The 19322-nt window shown below is 57.5% G+C and carries 16 protein-coding genes, 1 tRNA gene and 4 pseudogenes; 10 read left to right on the top strand and 11 right to left on the bottom strand.

Features of this window, described 5'->3' with window-relative positions; genetic code table 11:
• The first annotated feature begins 33 nt into the window (after positions 1-33).
• Positions 34-1267 (top strand): annotated as a pseudogene (locus EDC27_RS16875) (nitronate monooxygenase).
• Positions 1268-1466: 199 nt separating this feature from the next.
• Positions 1467-1542: transfer RNA gene (locus EDC27_RS03535), tRNA-Ala, on the top strand.
• 263 nt (positions 1543-1805) lie between these two features.
• Here EDC27_RS03535 and hepT read toward each other — a convergent pair.
• The 3 genes from hepT to EDC27_RS03510 all read right to left on the bottom strand — a co-directional run bounded on the left by hepT (position 1806) and on the right by EDC27_RS03510 (position 3498).
• Entirely contained in the window at positions 1806-2234 is a 429-nt protein-coding gene (hepT, locus tag EDC27_RS03530; RefSeq protein WP_211334760.1) for a type VII toxin-antitoxin system HepT family RNase toxin, read from the bottom strand.
• A complete protein-coding gene (mntA, locus tag EDC27_RS03525; RefSeq protein ID WP_123289241.1) occupies positions 2224-2640 on the bottom strand; it encodes a type VII toxin-antitoxin system MntA family adenylyltransferase antitoxin in 417 nt (138 codons plus the stop codon). The genes hepT and mntA overlap by 11 nt, the downstream gene beginning before the upstream one ends.
• Positions 2641-3207: 567 nt before the next feature.
• Positions 3208-3498, bottom strand: a complete 291-nt coding sequence (locus tag EDC27_RS03510) for a hypothetical protein (protein WP_148045671.1) — start codon at positions 3496-3498, stop codon at positions 3208-3210.
• 170 nt (positions 3499-3668) lie between these two features.
• On the opposite strand from EDC27_RS03510, the pseudogene EDC27_RS16690 reads away from it, so the two are divergent.
• From EDC27_RS16690 to EDC27_RS16675, 3 pseudogenes are all read left to right on the top strand, one after another.
• A pseudogene (locus EDC27_RS16690) lies at positions 3669-4433 on the top strand (cobaltochelatase subunit CobN); the annotation flags it as partial.
• Positions 4434-4570: 137 nt separating this feature from the next.
• Positions 4571-5601: pseudogene (locus tag EDC27_RS17005) on the top strand (cobaltochelatase subunit CobN).
• 70 nt (positions 5602-5671) lie between these two features.
• Positions 5672-6015: pseudogene (locus EDC27_RS16675) on the top strand (cobaltochelatase subunit CobN).
• Positions 6016-6315: 300 nt separating this feature from the next.
• Here the strand turns inward: EDC27_RS16675 and EDC27_RS03470 are convergent.
• From EDC27_RS03470 to EDC27_RS03445, 6 genes are all read right to left on the bottom strand, one after another.
• A complete protein-coding gene (locus tag EDC27_RS03470; RefSeq protein ID WP_123289232.1) occupies positions 6316-8784 on the bottom strand; it encodes a spermidine synthase family protein in 2469 nt (822 codons plus the stop codon).
• Positions 8781-9515, bottom strand: a complete 735-nt coding sequence (locus tag EDC27_RS03465) for a protein-L-isoaspartate(D-aspartate) O-methyltransferase (RefSeq protein ID WP_407923341.1) — start codon at positions 9513-9515, stop codon at positions 8781-8783. Before EDC27_RS03465 ends, EDC27_RS03470 begins: the two co-directional genes overlap by 4 nt.
• 454 nt (positions 9516-9969) lie before the next feature.
• Positions 9970-11016, bottom strand: coding sequence for an NAD-dependent epimerase (locus tag EDC27_RS03460; protein WP_123289231.1), 1047 nt, complete (start codon positions 11014-11016; stop codon positions 9970-9972).
• Between the two features lie 5 nt (positions 11017-11021).
• Positions 11022-11486, bottom strand: coding sequence for a universal stress protein (locus tag EDC27_RS03455; protein ID WP_123289230.1), 465 nt, complete (start codon positions 11484-11486; stop codon positions 11022-11024).
• A 46-nt stretch (positions 11487-11532) separates the two neighbouring features.
• Complete coding sequence (locus EDC27_RS03450; RefSeq protein ID WP_123289229.1) at positions 11533-12021, bottom strand: universal stress protein; 489 nt, start codon at positions 12019-12021, stop codon at positions 11533-11535.
• A 19-nt stretch (positions 12022-12040) separates the two neighbouring features.
• Complete coding sequence (locus EDC27_RS03445) at positions 12041-12451, bottom strand: threonyl-tRNA synthetase editing domain-containing protein (protein WP_123289228.1); 411 nt, start codon at positions 12449-12451, stop codon at positions 12041-12043.
• A 329-nt stretch (positions 12452-12780) separates the two neighbouring features.
• Here EDC27_RS03445 and EDC27_RS03440 point away from each other — a divergent pair, with 329 nt between their 5' ends.
• From EDC27_RS03440 to EDC27_RS03420, 5 genes are all read left to right on the top strand, one after another.
• On the top strand, positions 12781-12981 hold the full coding sequence (locus tag EDC27_RS03440; protein WP_123289227.1) for a hypothetical protein: 201 nt from the start codon (positions 12781-12783) through the stop codon (positions 12979-12981).
• A gap of 296 nt (positions 12982-13277) precedes the next feature.
• Positions 13278-14351, top strand: a complete 1074-nt coding sequence (hflK, locus tag EDC27_RS03435) for an FtsH protease activity modulator HflK (RefSeq protein WP_123289226.1) — start codon at positions 13278-13280, stop codon at positions 14349-14351.
• Positions 14348-15352 (top strand): protease modulator HflC, encoded by a 1005-nt coding sequence (gene hflC, locus EDC27_RS03430; RefSeq protein ID WP_211334759.1) that lies wholly within the window; start codon positions 14348-14350, stop codon positions 15350-15352. The genes hflK and hflC overlap by 4 nt, the downstream gene beginning before the upstream one ends.
• Positions 15353-15404: 52 nt before the next feature.
• Positions 15405-16622 carry a glycosyltransferase gene (locus EDC27_RS03425; RefSeq protein ID WP_123289225.1) on the top strand — a complete coding sequence of 406 codons (1218 nt, stop codon included), beginning with the start codon at positions 15405-15407 and terminating at the stop codon, positions 16620-16622.
• A gap of 51 nt (positions 16623-16673) precedes the next feature.
• Complete coding sequence (locus tag EDC27_RS03420; RefSeq protein WP_123289224.1) at positions 16674-17039, top strand: response regulator; 366 nt, start codon at positions 16674-16676, stop codon at positions 17037-17039.
• A 28-nt stretch (positions 17040-17067) separates the two neighbouring features.
• On the opposite strand, the gene lptG is transcribed toward EDC27_RS03420, so the two are convergent.
• Positions 17068-18144: an LPS export ABC transporter permease LptG gene (gene lptG, locus EDC27_RS03415; protein WP_170161550.1), complete on the bottom strand. Its 1077-nt coding sequence runs from the start codon at positions 18142-18144 to the stop codon at positions 17068-17070.
• On the bottom strand, positions 18141-19295 hold the full coding sequence (locus tag EDC27_RS03410) for an LptF/LptG family permease (RefSeq protein WP_170161549.1): 1155 nt from the start codon (positions 19293-19295) through the stop codon (positions 18141-18143). Before EDC27_RS03410 ends, lptG begins: the two co-directional genes overlap by 4 nt.
• Positions 19296-19322 lie beyond the last annotated feature (27 nt).

Raw genomic sequence — 19322 nt, 5'->3', positions numbered from 1 at the left:
ATGGGCAAAAGAGTGGACGATTTGCGTTGAAAAGTGGCTGGAAACGAATGGGTTTCTCTGATCATCGGTGGCATGGGTGTGAACATCTCGACCACCGAACTGGCGCTGGAAGCTGCCAGACTCGGGGGTGTCGGGCACATTCCTGATGCCATGCTGCCCGCGGTCACCGACCAGGAGCTTGGGACTCAATTCGTGTCCGAAAAACTTCGGTATCATCGGGCGAGTGTGAAGCGTGCGGACAAGCCTGAAGCGGCGTTTCAGGCAGCGCAGGTAGCGGAAGCGACGCGGCTTGACGTGACCAAGACCATGGCGCAAAAGCGAGGGGCCGGCCTGATCTTTCTCAACTGCATGGAAAAGCTTACCATGGGAAACCCCAAGGAAACCCTGCAGGCGCGCCTCAAGGCGGCTTTTGAATGCTGGCTTTGATGGCATCACTCTGAGTGCAGGATTGCACCTGGCAAGATTTGCGCTCATGGCCGATCATTCGCGCTTTCGCCAGGCATTGCTGGGTGTGGTCGTCTCGTCGGTTCGCGTTCTGAAGCTCTTTGTCGTGCCAGCGGCTCGCCTGAAGCGCGTTCCCGATCACGTGGTGGTGGAAGGTCTCCTGGCCGGCGGGCACCTTGGCTTTGGCCGGGACTGGCATCGGCTCGATCTCAAAACCATTTTTCAGGAGGTCCTTGGGTACCTAAAACAGGAAGGGCTCCGCATTCCGGTCATTCCGGCAGGCGGCATTTTCACGGGCACAGATGCCGTGGCCTTCATGGAAGAGGGAGCCGCGCCCGTGCAGGTGGCCACCCGCTTCACCGTGATTCGGGAATCGGGACTTCTGGATGAAGGGAAACAGGGCTACTTTCAGGCGTTGGTGGTGGACATTGATGTGAACATGCAGTCCTCAATGGGTTACCCCATGCGCATGCTCAAAGACTGCCCGGCCATGTCCCGTCGGGTTCGACCCGCCTGCGAAGCCTACGGATACCTTCTAGATAGCTCGGGCCGTTGCTCATACCTGGAAGCCTACGATCAGGCGGCCCAAAACGGTGGCGCCGAGCAGCTCAAGAAAATTGAGAAAATGTGCCTGTGCACTCACATGCGCCGTGACCAGTGCTGGACCTGCGGCCACACCACGTCACGGCTGAAGGAAACGACGCGAAAAAATCCCGACGGCACCTACCAGATTCTCAGCGCTGAGCATGTTTTTCGAGACGACCAGTTCAGCACCGATCACCAGGTGGCCCTGCCAAAGGAAGAAGCCGGGTTGATGCCCTGAAGTCTTGGTGCCGTTTGACCGAGAACCCCTCTTCATCCCCCCTGGGAGCGCGAGCGTCCCGCCCGTCCTTGGTGCCACCCAGAGACCCGGGTTCCCGGGAAAAACCGCAGAGACCGAGTCCTTTTGGACTTTTGAAGGTTTTTCATGCCGTTCTTGACACGATTCGGCAAAAGCGCTATACGAATTCTACTTTGCATGGGGGGATGTAGCTCAGTTGGGAGAGCGCAGCCTTCGCAAGGCTGAGGCCACGGGTTCGAATCCCGTCATCTCCACCAGCCCGTTGAAAGCTCACAGTCTGTTCGGTACGCTCGAGCCCTTGGGAAACCAAGGGCTTTTTGTGTTTGCTCAGCACGTGAATTAGCGTGTGAAGGGTCCCGCCGTTTGCTTCGATGCAGAGGCTGAGAAATGTGCAGTGGGTGGCGCTGTGAAAAGTTCATCGCACAACGGTCATGTCTTTCACCATGTTATCCATTCCAGATTGGCTATCAAGATCAGACCGGCAGCAGGACTCCTGACACGGCGAGGGCGCTGAAGGGGTCTAGGTCCCGTGTTCTTGCAGATAATTCAAGATGTGGCCCGCGAAGCGTTCGAAATCATGCAGGTGGTTTCTGAAGACACCAAAAACCACGGCATCGTCGATTTTTTCATAGTAATGGACGATCAGGTTGCGGAATCGGGCCATGCGCTCGTAAATTTCTACCTCCTCCATGGGCAGCACGCCATGGGTGGCAAGAATTTGAAAGGCCTCACTGTAGGAGGTTGGCTCCTCGAACCCATCGTCCGAAATGATGTGATGAGCGATGTCGATGCAGGTCTCCACAAGGATGTGCAGCGTCCTTTCTACGAACCGACGAGAGCGTGGATCCCGGCAATACACTTCCCAAGTGATATCTGTTGCCTCGCGCAGAAGCTGCACATTGGCTCGAATGTCCGAACACATGCGCTGAACCAGCACTTTATCGACCATGGGAGAGCTGCTCCTGCATCTTCTTCACATAGCGTCGATGGTAGTAGAGAAAGTCCTGGTAGTCCTTGCGGCTTCGCATGTCGAATCGCGTGCGCACCGTGGGATCCCGATCGTAGATGAGAATGCCGTCCCGACGAACCAAGTATTTGAGGTGCTCTCCGGCTCGGTTGAGGACCACCACGTCCACGGCTTTTCCCAGAAGCTTTTCCGCTTCCACCATGAACCCCAAAAGATCGAAGTCCGGCCCTGGGTCCGGATGCAGCAGCACGGCCAGATCCACGTCGCTTTTCGCCGTGGCCCGACCTGTGGCTGTGGACCCGAAAACATAAACGGCGATCACGTGCGACGTTCTTTCCACCAGAGGTTTCAGCGTGTCGCAAATGTCGCGAATGACATCGATGTCCATGCTGTTTTCTCTTTTTCGCGGCCTTGACCAAGCCAGGGCTGTAAATGTTTCCTGGGCGCTCTTTATACAAGAAGGTGGAGCATGGAACAACAGGGACCGTCGTCGGCGTCCCAGTGCGCGTAGCCGAGCGTGGTGGAACGATGTCGCCGACGGACGGCTGCTCATAATGGTGCGGGCAGACGGTCGGGTCCACGCTGCTGACCAGCGTCTCGCTGCTGGCCCGATGGGTCACATCGTCGGTCCAGGTGGAGGGATTCTGGTCGTCGCCCTGCTTGCCGCCGTACTGCCCCAGGTCCACGGGGAACACGTATGTCTGCGCCAGGTTGCCCGGGCGTACCAGCGCCCACTGGAGGCCCGTGCTGCCCTCGCGCCAGAGGATGCTAGCTGAGCCGACCATGGCATCTGTCAGGTTCACCACCGAGCCGTTGTTCACGTTGGCCAGGCGGTGGATAGCCCTCGTTGGGAATGTCCACGCGAACGGGAACGACGCCCGCGGCCAGGGCGCGCGTGAGCCTGCCGACAACAACCGGCTCCAGCAGCACAAGGAACTTGCCCCGGTGGTCGGCCTCAGTGGGGGTGATGCGCGGCATGGCCGGGTAGATCTTGAAGACCTCGGCCTCCCGAGGCCGGGTCAAAGACCGGACCGCTGATGCCCAGCACGTCGAACCGCTCGCGGTCCGGGCCCGAGTCGTTACGCACTAGGACCATGCAGTTGTGCCCACCGGACGGCGTGCCGGCCTGCGTCTTCTGATGCCGGCGGACCAGAAAATCCCGCGCGGAATCCACGGGCGCGCTAAGGGTGGCCGCCGGAATGACCAGCGGGTAGCCGGGCTTGACCTTCTTCATCGCGTCGCTCATGGTTCACGTTCCTATCCCGAGCGCCGCAAAGTTGCCCTCCTCGTAGACCCGCTCGATGTAGACGGCGACGGGCTTTTTTGTCCATCTTGCCATCAGAAGCGTGTGGTGGAATTTGGTGATTAGCTGTGGGAGGAAGTCCTTAAGGCCGCACCCCACCGGTTGCGAGAAAAATGACGGCCGATTGGGGCTCCGTGCCCGGAGAACTTTTCGTCCACAACGAAAGGCTTCATTTTGGCGGCGTCGTCAACGGAAATTTCTTCGTGACCATGCAACCGCCCCGGAGTTTTTACGAAAACACGGCGGCCATGATCCATGACCCTCATCTTAGCCCGCCTCACCTTTACCTTATGAAATACCGATGGATACGAGACGTGTTCCAGGCCCATACCGTCATCCATGTCGGCAAACACGGGTCCTTGGAATACCTGCCCGGCAAAGCCCTCGGGTTGTCACGCGATTGTTACCCCGATGTGGCCATTATGGATTTGCCCACCATCTACCCCTACATCATCAACGACCCAATCGAGGGGACTCAGGCCAAAAGGCGCAGCTATTGCGGCATCGTGGACCATCTGTCTCCGGTCTACACCAACGCCGACCTTTATGAGGATTTGGCCAAGGTGGAGAACCGTCTGCGGGAGTACGCTGAAGCCGAAAGAGAGGATCCCACGAAACTCGAGATCTTGCGAACTCTGATTTGAAAAGCAGTGGTTGAGGCCGATTTGGACAAAGATCTTCATATTGAGAGGATTGAGGCCTTCAAGGACTTTCCCGTTTTACTTCAGAGGCTTCATGCGTACTTGGATGAGGTGGCCGACACGATGATCACCGAGGACCTCCACACCTTGGGTGCGGCCCCGGAAGGGGAACAAATAGTGGAGTTCCTTGTCCAACTAACCCGACTGCCAAACGGCGATGTGCCGTCTTTGCGGGAGGCTGTGGCGGAGGCTTTAGGATTCAACTACGAGGAGCTGCTTGAGCACAGAGGGGAAAATCTTGCTCATTTTGGGGCAAAACCGGAGGGGAAATCATTCGGCGGATTCATGAACTGGCCTCGGAGCTCGTACGACGTATGGCGGCATCGGACTTTCAAACCGACCCAAAAGAGACGGCAGCGGCTGTGCTGGGACGATGTCACCCCCTGGTCGAGGCGGCTCTGGACTTCATTGCGCGCGATCTGTTTACCAGGGTTTGTCAGACCACGGAGGAAATCGAGGCCGTTGTGCGGGCGCTGGAAGGAGGATTTCTGCCCCCTGGGCCTTCTGGCGCGCCGAGCCGAGGCCAAGCCCACATTCTTCCCACGGGAGGCAACTTCTATTCCGTGGATCCTCAGAAGATCCCGAGCCTTGGAGCTTGGGAAGTGGGCAAACGGCTTGGAGACGCGCTTCTTGAGCAATGCTCAAAGGAAACCGGCAAATACCCGGAAAGTGTTGGAATGATTCTCTGGGGCGGCTCGACCTTGCGCAGCAAGGGGGACGATCTGGCGGAAATTTTCTACCTAATGGCTGTGAGATCCATCTGGCAAAAAGGCAGTGGCAACGTCAAAGGCTTGGAAATCATTGCCCTTGACGAACTGGGCCGCCCTCGAGTCGATGTGGTCGTGCGCATTTCGGGTTTTTTCGGGACTGCTTTTCTAATCTGGTCGAACTTCTCGATCAAGCCACGCAGATGGTAGCGGCTTTGGAAGAAAGCTTCGAATCCAACATGATTCGCCGCCACGTGTGGCGCGATCGTGAAGAGTAGTATCAAAGGCAGGGTAAAAGTCGCGAAGAGGCGTGGCGGGAAGCGACATTTCGCGTCTTCGGGTGCCCGCCGGGCACCTACGGGGCGGGTGTAGCGGAATCGGTAGAATCCAAAGCGTATAGTAGCCAGGAGGACCTTGCGGAAAACTACATTCGCTTCGCAGCCCATGCCAATGGTCGCGGAATCTACGGTCCAATCAAGGAATCCATTTTCAAGCGACTTGTGCGTCGAATGGGTGTCACCGTGAAGAACGAAGACACCCGCGAAGACGACCTGCTCTCATGCACCGATTATGACAAGGACTATGGCGGTTTGATCGTCTCAGTCAAAACGCTGCAAGCAGAATCCCCTTTGGCTTAGGTGGGCGACAGGAGCGATCCTAAGCAGGGCAAGATACACAACCTTTGAGACAACCGAACATATCTTTCGATTGCGTACTCTCAATCCGAAGTGGATTGAGGGCGTGAAAGGCCATGGGTACAAAGAGGCTGAGGATTCATGGAAAGTGATGCTTATCATGCTCGGCTGGGATGCTACCGCTGCGGTGATCGACGACTTTTGTACGAGCGCTTCGCGGCGAAGTGTACTTTACATGCCAAAATGAAGCGCTGGCTGAAAGAAGTGAATCCTTGCGCTCTTCAAAATATCCTGGTCAAACTTTTGGAAGCCGTGGAGCAAGGGCTATGGCAGGCGTCTGCGGAGCTGGTGGAACGATTGAGGGAGGCTTATTTGGACGTTGAAGGCGTCATTGAGGAGGCGACGGCCTGGACTTGATGACCGACGAAGGTCCACCAGAGTCGCCGCATCTCTCGTGACACATGCTTGTCGCGTCTCGGAAGCCCATAGGGGTTTTGACCGTATTAGACCACGTCGAAGGGGATACGCAGCACGTCCGATGGCCAAAAGATCGAGCAGAAAACCCTTTTCTGGACAGCCGAGGCCACTGCGCTTGAAAAGAGTTCAGCAACTGGTCCGCGTTCCGCTGCCATTCAAGCAGGTGTTTGATGAAGACGCTCATAGACTGCGGCATGTCCGTGTTTTCGGACTTGTGGGCGCTTGGATGCCCGTATCCAATCATGTGCTTGTAACCCGCCTCGATCCATGAGTGCCAGGGGCGTTCAGGGCGGCCGCGCCGTACAAAGCGGCACCGGCGACCAGAACGGCGACGAAGCCATAGGCCATGGAGACCAAGGCGGCCACAAGGGCGCTGATCACCGAAGCGCAGCCGTTAATGGCCCACGCCCACGGCACCAGATAGGGGTCGGTGCGAGCCAGAAAACGCAGGCCCAAAGGCATGGGCATGCCCAGGAAAAACCCCACGGGAGCCACGCCCAACACCGCGAAGGCCCACCGCAGTCCAAAGGCAAGCCCATCCGCCCACGGCACCAAACGAACCCACAACATGCCATAGACGCCTACCATGACCCCGGCCCACAAGGCTGTCAATGACACAATGTTTCGGCGCCGTCCGAACTGGGTGTTTTCCAGCCGACATAGCCAACGCTCGGAAACGAGGCTTCCCATACCCGCCCACAAAAGAAACGGTCCAACGGTGGCGGCAAAACCGTAGACAGGGTGTCCCAAAAGGAACACGTTTTTTTGAATCACCACCGTCTCTACAAAAAGAAATGCAAAACCCAAGGATCCAAAATAGGCCAAAGGTTTTCCAAGGGTCTTCAAAGAGCTTTGAAAAAAACCTCGAAGAGAAAAAGCCAACGGGGCGGCGATGAAGAGAGCTGCGGCAAGGCACGCCTGCACCAGAGCCGCTCCCATGACGGGAATCCCCCAGGAGAAAAGCGACACGGCGCGCCAGCGTTCCTCTTTGAGCAGCCTTTGAAAGGTTTTCCAGCGAAAAAAATGAAACGCATACGGCCGATTGTCCGTCACAGGTTCAATGGAAAACGGGTAGGTTTTTATGAAGCTTCGGGCAGAGTCCTTCAAAAGGGCCGACACGTCACCGTACAGCGATCCGTGAAAAGTTAGGTGAAATCTTTGGGCCTCTTCCAGGGTCATGTCAGGAAGATAGCCCAGATCAAAGGCGCGTTCGGCGGCAAAGCGTCGTATGAGGTGCTGTTCCCAAGATGTGATTTCCGTCTTTTTGACCAAAAGTAACGCCGTGTTCCAGTCATGGATCAGGGCCAGGTGACGTTGAGGACGCGGCATCCCACGGCGCTTTAAGGCTTCTTTGGCCGTGGCCACGAAACGCAACGTGGCCTGAGGTGGCACGCTCAGAGTGTGTTGAAGCGCCAGGTAACCGTTGGGGGTCATGTGATCCAGGTAGGCCGTGAAAGCTTCCACGGTGGCCTCGTAGACTTCCAAAAGGCTTGCTCCACCGGCGGCAAAAGCGCTCAACGCGCCGACGGTCACCGGATGGACCACGTCATATGCACTGGATTGTGTGCGCAGGAACCGACGAGGATCCGCCACGTGGACGCGAACGCGGCCAAGGCCGTCCTTGGAATGCAGGCCCCAGGCCAGGTGAGAGACAAATTGCGCCACTTTCGCATGCCTTTCCACCACGTCCAGCGTAGAGACGCCCTCCATGCGGGCCAGGACGGCTTCCAGATTGCCATGAAGACCCACCAAAAGGCCTCGTGGACCAGAAGGGCTCTGACTATCCAGCGCAGCCAGTCGATAAGCCAAGGCACTCATGAGGCATGGTCCAAAGGGAAAGTCCTTGGAAAAGGCGTCCTCGGAAAACAAAGGAACGGGTCCGGAGCCATCCACGAAAAGCCCAAGGGAAGAGGCCGGGGCTTCCGCGGCACAGGCAAGGCTCCAGCCTGTAAGGGATCGAAACGGAACGTGTGGGCTTTCCACCACGGCCACCCATCCCATGGGATCAAAGCCCTGCGCCACCAGGCGGGTTTCCGGGAGTTGGCGGGCGTAGGCCAGGCCCTTGTACGGATTGGGTCTGGGCATCAGAGCGTCATGGGGTACAAGGACCTGTAGGGCCAGGTTTGCCAGAACACAGACTAAAGTCACCGCAAGAAAGTTAGCCTTTCGATGAACCACCAGCGCCGCCAGAGTGGCTGCGGCCGACACCAGGCGCAGAGCCCAAGCGGGATCCACAACGTGCATAAGGCCCAGCGCCAATGCGGTGCCTAGAGCGGCTCCCGAAAGATCGGCAAGATAGAGCCGGTGAATGCTTTCCGGGCGCGTGCGAAAAGCCAGAGCCGTGGCGAAGCCTGCAGCCCAAAAGGGTACGCTGAGCACGACATAGACGCTCGCAAGGCGCCCCATCTGGCGAAAGTCCCAAAGGATCTCCAAGGGATTGAAGGAAAGGCGGGAAAGCCACGCAGCGCTTAAAAGCAAAGTCCAGGAGAGAAAAACCGACGTTGCGGCAAAGACGGTGGCCGGGCGTGCGAGTAGAAACCGCTGGGCCAGGGTGAATCCCGTCGCCCCTGCGCCGTAGCCCAACAGAGCCAGGCTTAGGATCATGAAGGCAAAATGATGATCATGAACGATATGAAGAAAGCGAACCAAGAGCACTTCGTGAGCCAGCGCAGCACAGGACAGTAGAAACACCGCCGCGCCGCTAATCATGGCCTGCCACCGCTTCGGGTCAGCGGCACAAACGCCACGGGAAGAACCTGCCGTGTGGTCATGGTGCCGTCCTCCGACTTGTGAACCACCGTAAGAAATTGCGTCAGAAACGGCGGGCCCACAGGAATGACCAGTTTGGCGCCGGGTTTCAGTTGCTGAAGAAGCGGCGGAGGAATATGGGGTGCCGCGGCGGTCACCAGGATTCCGTCAAAGGGGGCGTGCTCTTTCCAGCCATAATAGCCATCATCGATTTTTACATGCACGTTCGTGTATCCCAACGCTTTCAAGCGCGTTTCGGCACTCCGACCCAAGGGGGCTAGAATTTCCACGGAGTAGACCTCTTTGGCCACATGAGCCAAGACGGCAGCTTGATACCCAGAGCCCGTGCCGATTTCCAAAACTTTGGCATTTTCAGGAAGATCCAGAAGCTCGGTCATGAGGGCCACGATGAAGGGCTGAGAGATGGTTTGGCCGTAACCGATGGGAAGGGGCCTGTTTTCGTAAGCGACCTCGATGAGCGTGTCCGCAACGAAACGATGCCGCGGGACCCGCCGCATGGCCTCAAGCACCGCTGCTGAGAGTGTCCCTCGACCCGTTTCCCCAGCTGTCGCGGCCATGTCTGCCAGCACTTCGCGCACCATAGCTTCCCGGGCTTGAAAAAACCGGGAATCGCTCCCCCTTTGCATAGACCACGCTCGAAGTGCTCCAACGCCCAACGGGGACAAAACCATGACGGCCAAAAGCCAATGGATGGTCGTACCGCGGCGTCGGCAAGGATGCCCGCGAACCATGATGGTTACCTTCTCGCCTCAGGTTCTCCGAATGGCAGTTTTCCTCTACCATGGCGTGAAGCTTTGGCAAGGGTCAAGCCCTTTGTCACAATCTGGTGGGTTGGCTTCGCGCCGCACCTTCCCCAATGTCATTCGGGCTTTCGGATTGGGCTTGGTTACAGCCTTTGTGGCGCCAACTTCATCTCGACGGCACAGCGATCATGGCCGCTGTTGAAGACAGGCTTTTCTTCCCTAGCGTTTCTTTTCCGGAAGTCCAAACGCGCTGCACGCGGTGACCTTGTTATTTACGAGTAGCCGAACAGTGTGATTGGGGGAACGGTGCCGGCCGCCAAACCCTATGGAAACGGCCAGGATTCCATTCGAGAGCACGACACCGCTATGGCATAAATCAAAATTAGACCCCAGAACTTCCGTAGTAGTCGAGGTACCAGGTCACGAATTTTTGAATGCCTTCGCGAAGGGGTGTGGTGGGGCGAAAGCCGAAATCGCGCACCAAATCGTCGATATCGGCGTACGTGGCGGGGACATCGCCGGGCTGCATGGGCAGGAACTCCTTGATGGCTTTTCGACCCAGGCATTCTTCAAGAATGCCGATGAATTCCATAAGTTCCACTGGCTGATGGTTGCCGATGTTGTAGATGCGATATGGAGCGGAGCTGGTTCCCGGATCCGGCGCATCGCCGGTCCATGCGACATCGGGGGTGGGTGCCTTGGCCATGACGCGCACGACTCCTTCAATGATATCGTCGATGTAGGTGAAATCGCGGCGCATCTTTCCGTAGTTAAAGACCTTGATGGCCTCCCCATTCAAGATGGCTCGCGTGAAGAGAAAAAGAGCCATGTCCGGTCGGCCCCAAGGGCCGTAGACCGTAAAGAAGCGAAGGCCCGTGCAGGGCAGACCGTAGAGGTGCGCATAAGTGTGAGCCATGAGTTCGTTGGCTTTTTTGGTGGCGGCGTACAGGGACACGGGATGATCCACATTGTGGTGTACGGAAAAGGGCATGCGCGTGTTGGCGCCGTAAACGGAACTGGAAGAGGCAAACACCAGGTGGCACACTCGGTGAAGGCGACAGCCTTCCAGAATGTTCATGAAGCCCGTGAGGTTGCTGTCCACGTAGGCGTAGGGGTTGACCAGGGAATAGCGCACGCCGGCCTGGGCCGCCAAATGCACGACGACGGAAAACGAATAGCGATCAAAGATCGCTTGCGTGGCCTCACGATCCGCCAGGTCGAGCCGATGAAAGACGAACCGCTCATAGTCTTCTAGGATCCTCAGGCGGTCCCATTTGATGCGCACATCGTAGTATTCGTTGACCACATCCACGCCCACCACGGTGTGGCCGTCCTCCAGAAGCCTTTGGGCCAGATGAAAGCCGATGAAGCCGGCCGTGCCGGTGACCAGCACGGGCACGGACGCATCGGCCACGGGATGATCCGTCATGGGGCTTAGTCCTTTTTCGTGAAACGCACGGTGAGCACGGAACAAGGAGCTTTGCGCACGACGCGGTCCGCCGTGCTTCCAAAAAGCACGTGGGCGATGCCCGTCAAGCCGTGGGATCCCATGACCACCAGGTCGATGCTGTTTTCTTGCACGAAACGCACAATTTCCGAAGCTGGGTACCCGGAAAGAATGTGCAGTTCGTAAGGTTGTTTTTCTCGAAGCCGCCTCACATACCGTTCTTCCATCGTCGTTTTGACCGCTTCGGTGGCCCGTTCCACAAAATGCATGTCCATTTCCAGCGGCACATAGATTTCACGAATGGGCGCCGAGGTAAAAGTCACCATCACATGGACCAAATGCAGTGTGGCACCGTAACGCCAGGCCAAATCCTTGGCCGCGGTAAAAGCTTCATCGGCGTTGTCACTGAAATCCGTGCAAAAAGCGATGGATCGGTAAAGATTATCGCTCATGGCCTCGCTCCCGTGCACAAAAAGGTTTACAGCGTGGATCGGCGCCTCAGGCGTCCACGATCCAGACCGTCATGCCCCGAGCGAGGCTGGTGACGGACTTGGAGACGCTTCCCAGAAAAAACTCCTTCACGCGACTCAAACCCCTTCGCCCCATGACCACAGTGGAACAGTTTAGGGCCTTGGCGCGCTCCACGATGATATAAGCGATTTCTTGGCCTTCGACGCCGAAATCTTCATGGATAAGGCTTTTTGAAAAGCCTGCTTGAAGAAGAATATCTCGAGCGGTGGCAAAGGTGCGCCGCATTTTGTCTTCCTCTTCCGGATGCCAAAAGTAGCCGGCCACGTGAGGGAGGGATTCCTGGATGGCTTCGATGCGGCGAATGACGTCGCGCGTAAGGAGATTGGGCGAAGCCGGTGGCAGCACATGAAAGAGGACGAATTCCACATGAACGCATCCTTTAAGAAGGCGTGCGGCGTATTCCACGGCTTTCAAGGATCCGGGCCGATCGTCCAAGGCGATGAGCAGTCGCTCCATGGGCACAGCTCCTTATGGGTTAAAGGTTTTTGAAAACCTTGGCGAGGGAATCGCCCGCCACGTGAATTTTCCATTCGTTGAGGTATCCAAAAGGGGTTTCCACGACCGTAAAGCCGGTGCGTTCCAGGCGCTGGCGCACGACCTGAACCATGGCCTGGGTCGCTTCAGGGGACGCCTTGGTTTCCGCCAAGTGATTGAAGGAATGAAGAACAACGGTGGTGGTGTTGAACTTTCGAGCGATCCACTTGGCGTTTTTGACCCACTTTTCCACCACCTTGCTTTGCCGTTCTTCGTCATGCGCTTCCGCGTGGAAGAAGATGACCACCGCGTTTTCCAAGGCCTTTTCCTCATCCCGGTCGGGTACTTCGGGCACGGTTTTTTGAAAAGTCTGATACCAGAAGTGGGGCGCGTAGAACATGAGAAGCTTCATGGAACCGTTGATCCTCTCTGGGTGTCACGGAGCGGCCATCCTCTGACCCCTTGACCGCGTGGAATACGGCCTTCGAACATGGCCCACCATCCTATACACCTAGGTAAAGGGCCGTGGCAAGGCGCCGGAACGAACGTGCCGATTTGCCGCGCCGTCACTTGACATTGAGGGGGGCTGCCGATAGGATTCGACTCCACTATGGGTGCGCCGAAATCGTGAAGCTTTTCTTCGGGCTTACTGAAAAGAGAGCGGACCGTGCCCTCGAAAGCCGAATAGGGTGAAAGTGCGAGCACGGGGCGGGTCATGGGCCCGCGGGGTGAAATGTAGACGTGCAGAAAGAAACGGTGAATCCTCACATGAGTGTGCGCTGGCGCATTCTGGCCATTCGATCCGCCCTGGGCCTAGTTTTTGCCCTGGTTCTGGGGCACTTTTTTTTCCCGGACGCTTCAGGGGGAAGAATAGCCGTTTTCGCCGTTCTTCTCGTTTTTTCGGCGTACATCTTGGAAGCGCTTCGAGCGCAGCGAAAATAAGGCCACCGCGGGCACCCTTCGCGAGCTGTTGAGGAGGGCTTTTGAACCGGAGTGTCTGAACCGTTATGGGTTTCGGGGGCAAAGACGGGGCGGATTGGCGGCTCCTCGCAAAGGGTTGGCGCTTTCGTCGTGCCAGCGCCCACGGGAGTCCTTAATAGGCGGCAAGGGAGGAATGCCCGTCATCCAAGGCCGCAAGAGCCCATGAACAGAGGCTCGGGACATGAGATGCCGCACGGCCGCATGGCGGTGAGACAAGACACGGCGCGGTTTAGCCGTGCCCCAAAGAGGAGGATGGAATGGATTGGGAAAGACCCCCACACCGAGGCCAAGGCCCCGGGGTGCCTCCCGACCTGGAACAAGTCATCAACCGGCTGCGCCAACGGTTTTCTTTTCCCAGCATGAAAGGTGGGGCCTTTTGGATCGTGGCCCTTGTGGTCCTTGTTCTGGTGGTGGGCGCCAATGCCTACTACACGGTGGATCCTCAGGAAACCGCCGTGGTGCTGCGCTTCGGACGGTTTGTTCGCACGGAGGGCCCGGGGCTGCACTTCAAGATTCCGTTCGGCGTCGAAACCGTGACCAAGGTACTCACAGGCCGCGTGTTGCAGCGCGAATACGGATACCGAACCGTGGCGCCGGGCGTGCGTTCCCGGTTTGTCGAAGAGGGTTTTGAAGAAGAAGCTCGAATGCTGAGTGGCGACCTCAACGTGGTGGATCTCCAATGGACCGTTCAGTATAAGATTCGAGACCCCATGGAGTACCTGTTTCGGCTGCACGATGTGGAAAGCACGCTGGATGATATTTCCGAGTCGGTAATGCGCCGCATTGTGGGCAACCGCTTCGCCGATGAAGTGCTCACGGTGGGCCGAGCTTCCATTGCCGAAATGGCCCGCCAGGAGATTCAGGAGATCATGGACATGTACCACACGGGGTTGCAGATTGTCACAGTGAAGCTGCAAAACGCCAACCCGCCAGATCCTGTCAAGGCCGCTTTTAATGAGGTCAACGAAGCACGCCAGGAAAAGGAACGCATGATCAACGAAGCGCAGCAGGCCTACAACGAGCGCATTCCCAAGGCGCGAGGCGAAGCGCGCCAGACCGTCACGCAGGCGGAAGGCTACGCCACCCAGAGGATCAATCGAGCGATAGGGGAAACCACCCGTTTTCGGAGCATCCTCGACGAATACGAAAAGGCTCCGGACGTGACCCGGCGCCGGATGTATCTGGAAGCCATGACAGAGTTTGCCGCCAAGGCCGGCAACTTTCTGGTGCTGGATTCCGGCGGGGCGGGTGTTTTGCCCATTTTGGACTTGAACCAAGTGGTGCGGCAGTGGGCCGAGGCGGGTTCCGTGCCGGGAAAGGCGGGAGAATGAGTGCCATGCCGCAGAACCTTCGCATTCCTGTGATTGTCGTGGCCGTGGTGCTCGGCGTTTTGGCGGCCGGTTCCCTCTTCATCGTTTCGGAAACGGAACAAGTGGTCATCACCCAGTGGGGAAGGCCCGTGGGAGAACCCATCACCCGCGCCGGACTTCATTTCAAGCTTCCCATCATTCAAAAGGCCAACTTTTTTGAAAAGCGCGTCCTCAAATGGGACGGGAGCCCGAATCAGATTCCCACTCGGGACAAGAAATACATCTGGGTGGACACCACGGCCCGATGGCGGATCAAGGACCCACTGCTCTTTCTTCAGCGCGTGGGCAATGTGAGCACGGCCTTGAGCCGTTTGGACGGCATCATCGATTCGGTGGTGCGAGATCATGTGTCCAATAACTACCTTGGGGAATTGGTGCGCAGCGAAGGGTGGAAACGGGCTCGAGAGAGCCTCATAGAAGCCGGCCTAGACGATTACCAGATCATATTGGGCGAGGAAGGCGAAGCCGATTCCGAAGGGTTGGTCGCTTTGAAGAAAGGGCGGGAAAAAATCACACGGGAAATGGTGGCCGACGCCTCAAGGCTTCTGCCCGAGTTCGGCATCGAACTGTTGGACATTCGCATCAAACGCATTAACTATGTGCAATCGGTGCAGCAGCGGGTCTTTGAACGCATGATCTCGGAACGAAAGCGCATCGCCGCTCAGTACCGCTCTGAAGGCGAAGGGGAGCGGGCGGCGATTTTGGGCCAGATGGAACGGGATCTGGCCAGGATTCAGTCCGAGGCCTATCGTACGGCGGAAGAGATTCGAGGCAAGGCGGATGCGCAAGCCACGCGCATCTACGCGGAAACTTTTGGCAAGAACCCGGAATTTTACCAATTCTATCAAACGCTCGATTTCTATAAACGGTACGAGAATCCTCGAGGCCTGTTTGTTTTGGGAACGGATGCGGAGCTGTTCCGGTATTTGCAGGAGCGTGAGCCGGAAGGGGTAAACCCATGAAGCGCCGCGCAGCGCCTTTCACGAAGAAGACGTCAAGGCATCGGAGCGTACAATGATCGCCGTGGAAGAAAACCCTCAAGGTGTGCAACAGGCGGAGATCGTGGTGGCCATTCCCACGTATAACGAAGCGGCTTTTATCGGGCGGGCCGTGGAAATCGTGGGGCGAGGCCTTCGAGAGCACTATGCCGACCGGTCCTCGGTCATCATCAACTGCGACAACGCTTCGGTGGACGGCACGCGGGATGTGTTCTTTCAGGCAGCCACGGATGTCCCGCGCCTCTATCTCTCCACAGAACCTCATCGGCGCGGCAAAGGGGCCAACATTCGCATGCTTTTTGAGAAAGTTGCATCCCTTGCCCCGCATGCCGTTCTCATTCTGGAAGCGGACATCACCAACCTCACTCCCATGTGGGTGCCCATGTTCATCGAGCCCATTTTTCGAGGGGCGGCCTATGTGACGCCGCTTTACATGCGGCACAAATATGAAAGCACGGTCACGTCCGCCATCGTTTATCCCATGCTTCGATGCCTGTACGGCCGTCGCGTGCGGCAGCCCGATGCCGGAGACTGCGCTTTTCGCGGAGACATGGCGGACATTTTCCTCAAGGCTTCGGCGTGGTCGGAAGCCGTGGAGGGCCGAGGCATTGACGTGTGGATGGCCGGCGTGGCCCTCACCTCGCGCCTTCCCGTCTGGCAAACCATCATCGGCTCTCCTAAGAAACATCGCGCCAAGGATCCTTTCGCTCAATTGCCCTACCGGTTCCCCCACGCATTGTCCGCCCTGTTTGACCAGATGGAAGCTTATGCGGAGTTCTGGAAGCGGGTCAAGTGGAGCAAGCCGACGGCGTTGTTCAACTCGGATGGTCTAGAAATGGACACACCGCCCCTAGTGGAAATCAATGCACCGCGCCTGTATCAGCGTTTTCTTGAAGGGTTTCAGGAAAACGAAGCGCTGTGGCGCCAAATCTTCGATCCCATGACCATGAACAAGCTGGAGGAAATACGGCGCATGCCTTATGAACAGTTCAGCTTTCCCAGCCAAACCTGGGCGGCTCTCTTGTTTGATGCGGCCTGCGCTTACCGGGGTTTAACGGTCCAAGAGCGCGAGCGGTTACTGGATTCCCTGGTGCCGCTTTATCTCGGAAAGGTGGTGGCTTTTGTCAAACGCACGGAACGCCTGTCCGTGCAGCAGGCCGAAGAGTACGTGGAGCAGACCTGTGCCATCTTTGAAGAATCCAAGCCGTACCTGCTGGAAAGATGGCCTTCATGACTCAGAGCGCCGGGCCTGAACGGCGCGTTCGCTTGCGGCAGGAGGAATCCCATGGCGAAAATTTTGGTGGTCGATGACGAAGAGCACATTCGGCTGCTCTATTCGGAGGAGCTTCGGGATGCTGGCTACGAAGTCATCACGGCGGACAGTGGCTACAAGCTGCTGGAGCGGATCGAGGAGGAAAAGCCTGACCTGGTGATTTTGGACATCAAAATGGTGGACTACGACGGCTTGGACCTTTTGCAGGATATTCGTAGCCGGTTCTACGATCTGCCGGTGATTCTTTCCACCGCGTACGACACCTTCAAGGAAGATTCCAAATCCATTGCCGCCGATTACTACGTGGTGAAAAGCTTTGACCTGACTGAGCTCAAGAAAAAAATCGCCATGGCGCTGGAAACCCATCTGCCCGGCTAAAAGCGCCCCCCCCTCTGGGGATCGAGCGCTACTGCGGCGCGCGCACCCACAAGGCGGCGCCGATGGCGGCAAACAGACCATTGGGCATCCAGACGCCCAAAGCGACGGGGAGTATTTCCGATCGGGCAAAGGATGCCCCTATTTGCAAAAGGACCAGGTAGGCAAAGGTGAGTCCCAAGCCTAGGGCGATGCCCAACGCAATGCCGCCGCGATGCCCCAGGTGAAGGCCAAGGCTGACGCCGATGAGGCCCAGAATCAGGGTGGCAAAGGCTGTGGCGACCCGCATGTGCAGTTCCACGCGATAGGGCACGGTATTGTAGCCTTCGGCACCGAGCTTTTTCGTGTAGCCGTAGAGCAGATCCCAGCGAAGCTCTTCCGGAAGCGCCGCCGCCACGGCCAAATCCTTTGGGTGCAATGCCAAGGCCATGTCCATATGTTCAAAAGCTTGGTGTTGGGCCATTCCCCCTTTATAGGCCAGCACGGTGCCCTTTTCGGCCCGCCATGAAGATTCTGCCCAGATCAGACGCTGTGCATCCAGGCGCCGGCGCAGACGAAACTGCTCATCCAGCTCGTAGATCGAAACCCCTTGAAAAACCTTGGTCGCGGCGTCGTAGGTGCGGGCTTGCAAGAAGTAATCCTGGCTATGGTACCAAACGTTTTCCTGCAAAAAGCCCAGCTGCACGTCCTTTTTTTCTATTTTTTCCTGCCAAAGGTCGGCGGCCTTGCGATTGAGGGAGCGGCCGAGCGTTTCCCCGGCCATGAAAGTCACGACGACCAGGGTGAGGGAAGCCAGCACCATGGGGCCGGCGTAGGCCCAGGCTCGAAGCCCTGCGGCCCGAAGAGCCATAATTTCTCGGTTTCTTTGCAGAATCCCCAACCCGATGAGCGTGGCCAGAAGGGCGGCGATGGGAATGCCTTGAGCCAAAATGGCCGGCACCTTGTAGGCAAAATAGAGTACGGCATCCATAGCGGCGGCTTTCTTTTCGAGAATGTCGTCAAGCTTTTCGAAAAAATCCACCACGACGTAGATGCCCCCAAAACCAAAGAGAGCGATGCCGAAAACCCAAAAAAAGTGCTTGAGCACGTAGCGCGTCAGGATCTTCATTGGCGATGAGCTTTCACCCAGAGGGACGTGGCCACAGAGGCGGTCACCGCGTTGGGCATCCATATGCCAAAGGCGGCCGGAACCAGGCGTTGTTCCCCGAGCGCATTGCCGGCGGACAAAAGCAGATAATAGGCCAGGAACAGGGCGATGCTCAGGGTGATGCCGGTCATGCGGCGCCCTTGGGCAAAGAGCACCCCAAAAGGAGCGGCGGCCATGCCCAAGACCAGACAGGCAAAGGGCAAAGCCAGGCGCTTGTGCCATTCCAGCGCATAGCGTCGATCCTGAGTTTGCGCCAGGGCTGTACGCAGCTCGGCCAAGCTCATTTCCCCTCGTTTCCAGGAGACCTCTTTGCCCGAGCCCAAGAGCGCGTCCAGGGATAGCACCAGGTCGTAACTTTGAAACGTGATGATTTGGCTGGTCTTGAGGTCCCTGCCCATGCGAGACAACATGCCATCTTGCATGTGCAGCACCACTTCGTTGTTGCCCTCCGACCGTTCGCGAATCACGGCTTCTCGCGCCGTGATGGTCACCCGAGTCTGTGGATTGCGAGCGTCGTGAATAAGTACGCCGCGCACGGTGCTCGCCGAGGTGTCCACGTGTTGGAAAAAGAAGACCATGTTCGGCAGCGTGTCGATAAACCGCCCTTCCTGCAATAGAGCCGGAATGACGGCTCGGCTGAGGGACCTTAAAGCGCTCTTAAGTTCCCGATTGGCGGTTGGCAGAAGCCGCACGGACGTGTAAAAGGACACGGCGGTCAAGGCCAGCGCCAGGGTGAGAACGGCCGGAGCCATCTGGCGAAAGCTGATGCCGGCGCTGCGCATGGCAATGATTTCGTTGTCGGCGCTGAGGCGCACAAAGGCCAGAACGGTGCCCATGAGGCTGGCCATGGGCAGGGCGTACAGAGCCAACTTAGGCAGGGCCAGGGCCATGACGATGAGAATGTCCGTCGCGGAAACGGAAGCGGCGGTCAAATATTTGAGAAACTGCATGAGGCGACCTGTGACGAGGATCATAAGTAGGCCGAGAAAGCACAGGGACGCCGGAATCAGTTGGTCCAGCATCAGGTATCGATAAAGTGTCCAGCCCATGTTTCGCCAAGCGCCCCACACCGAAAGGTTCAAGGCCGTGAGTGAAGGCCACAGATTCTGCACCGCCCTCATTACTCAAAGCCCATGAGG

It is taken from the genome of Desulfosoma caldarium (genome assembly GCF_003751385.1).
Classification (GTDB): Bacteria; Desulfobacterota; Syntrophobacteria; order Syntrophobacterales; family DSM-9756; genus Desulfosoma; species Desulfosoma caldarium.
Note: the sequence above shows the minus strand (reverse complement) of the source record. Positions and strands in the feature narration are given on the sequence as shown.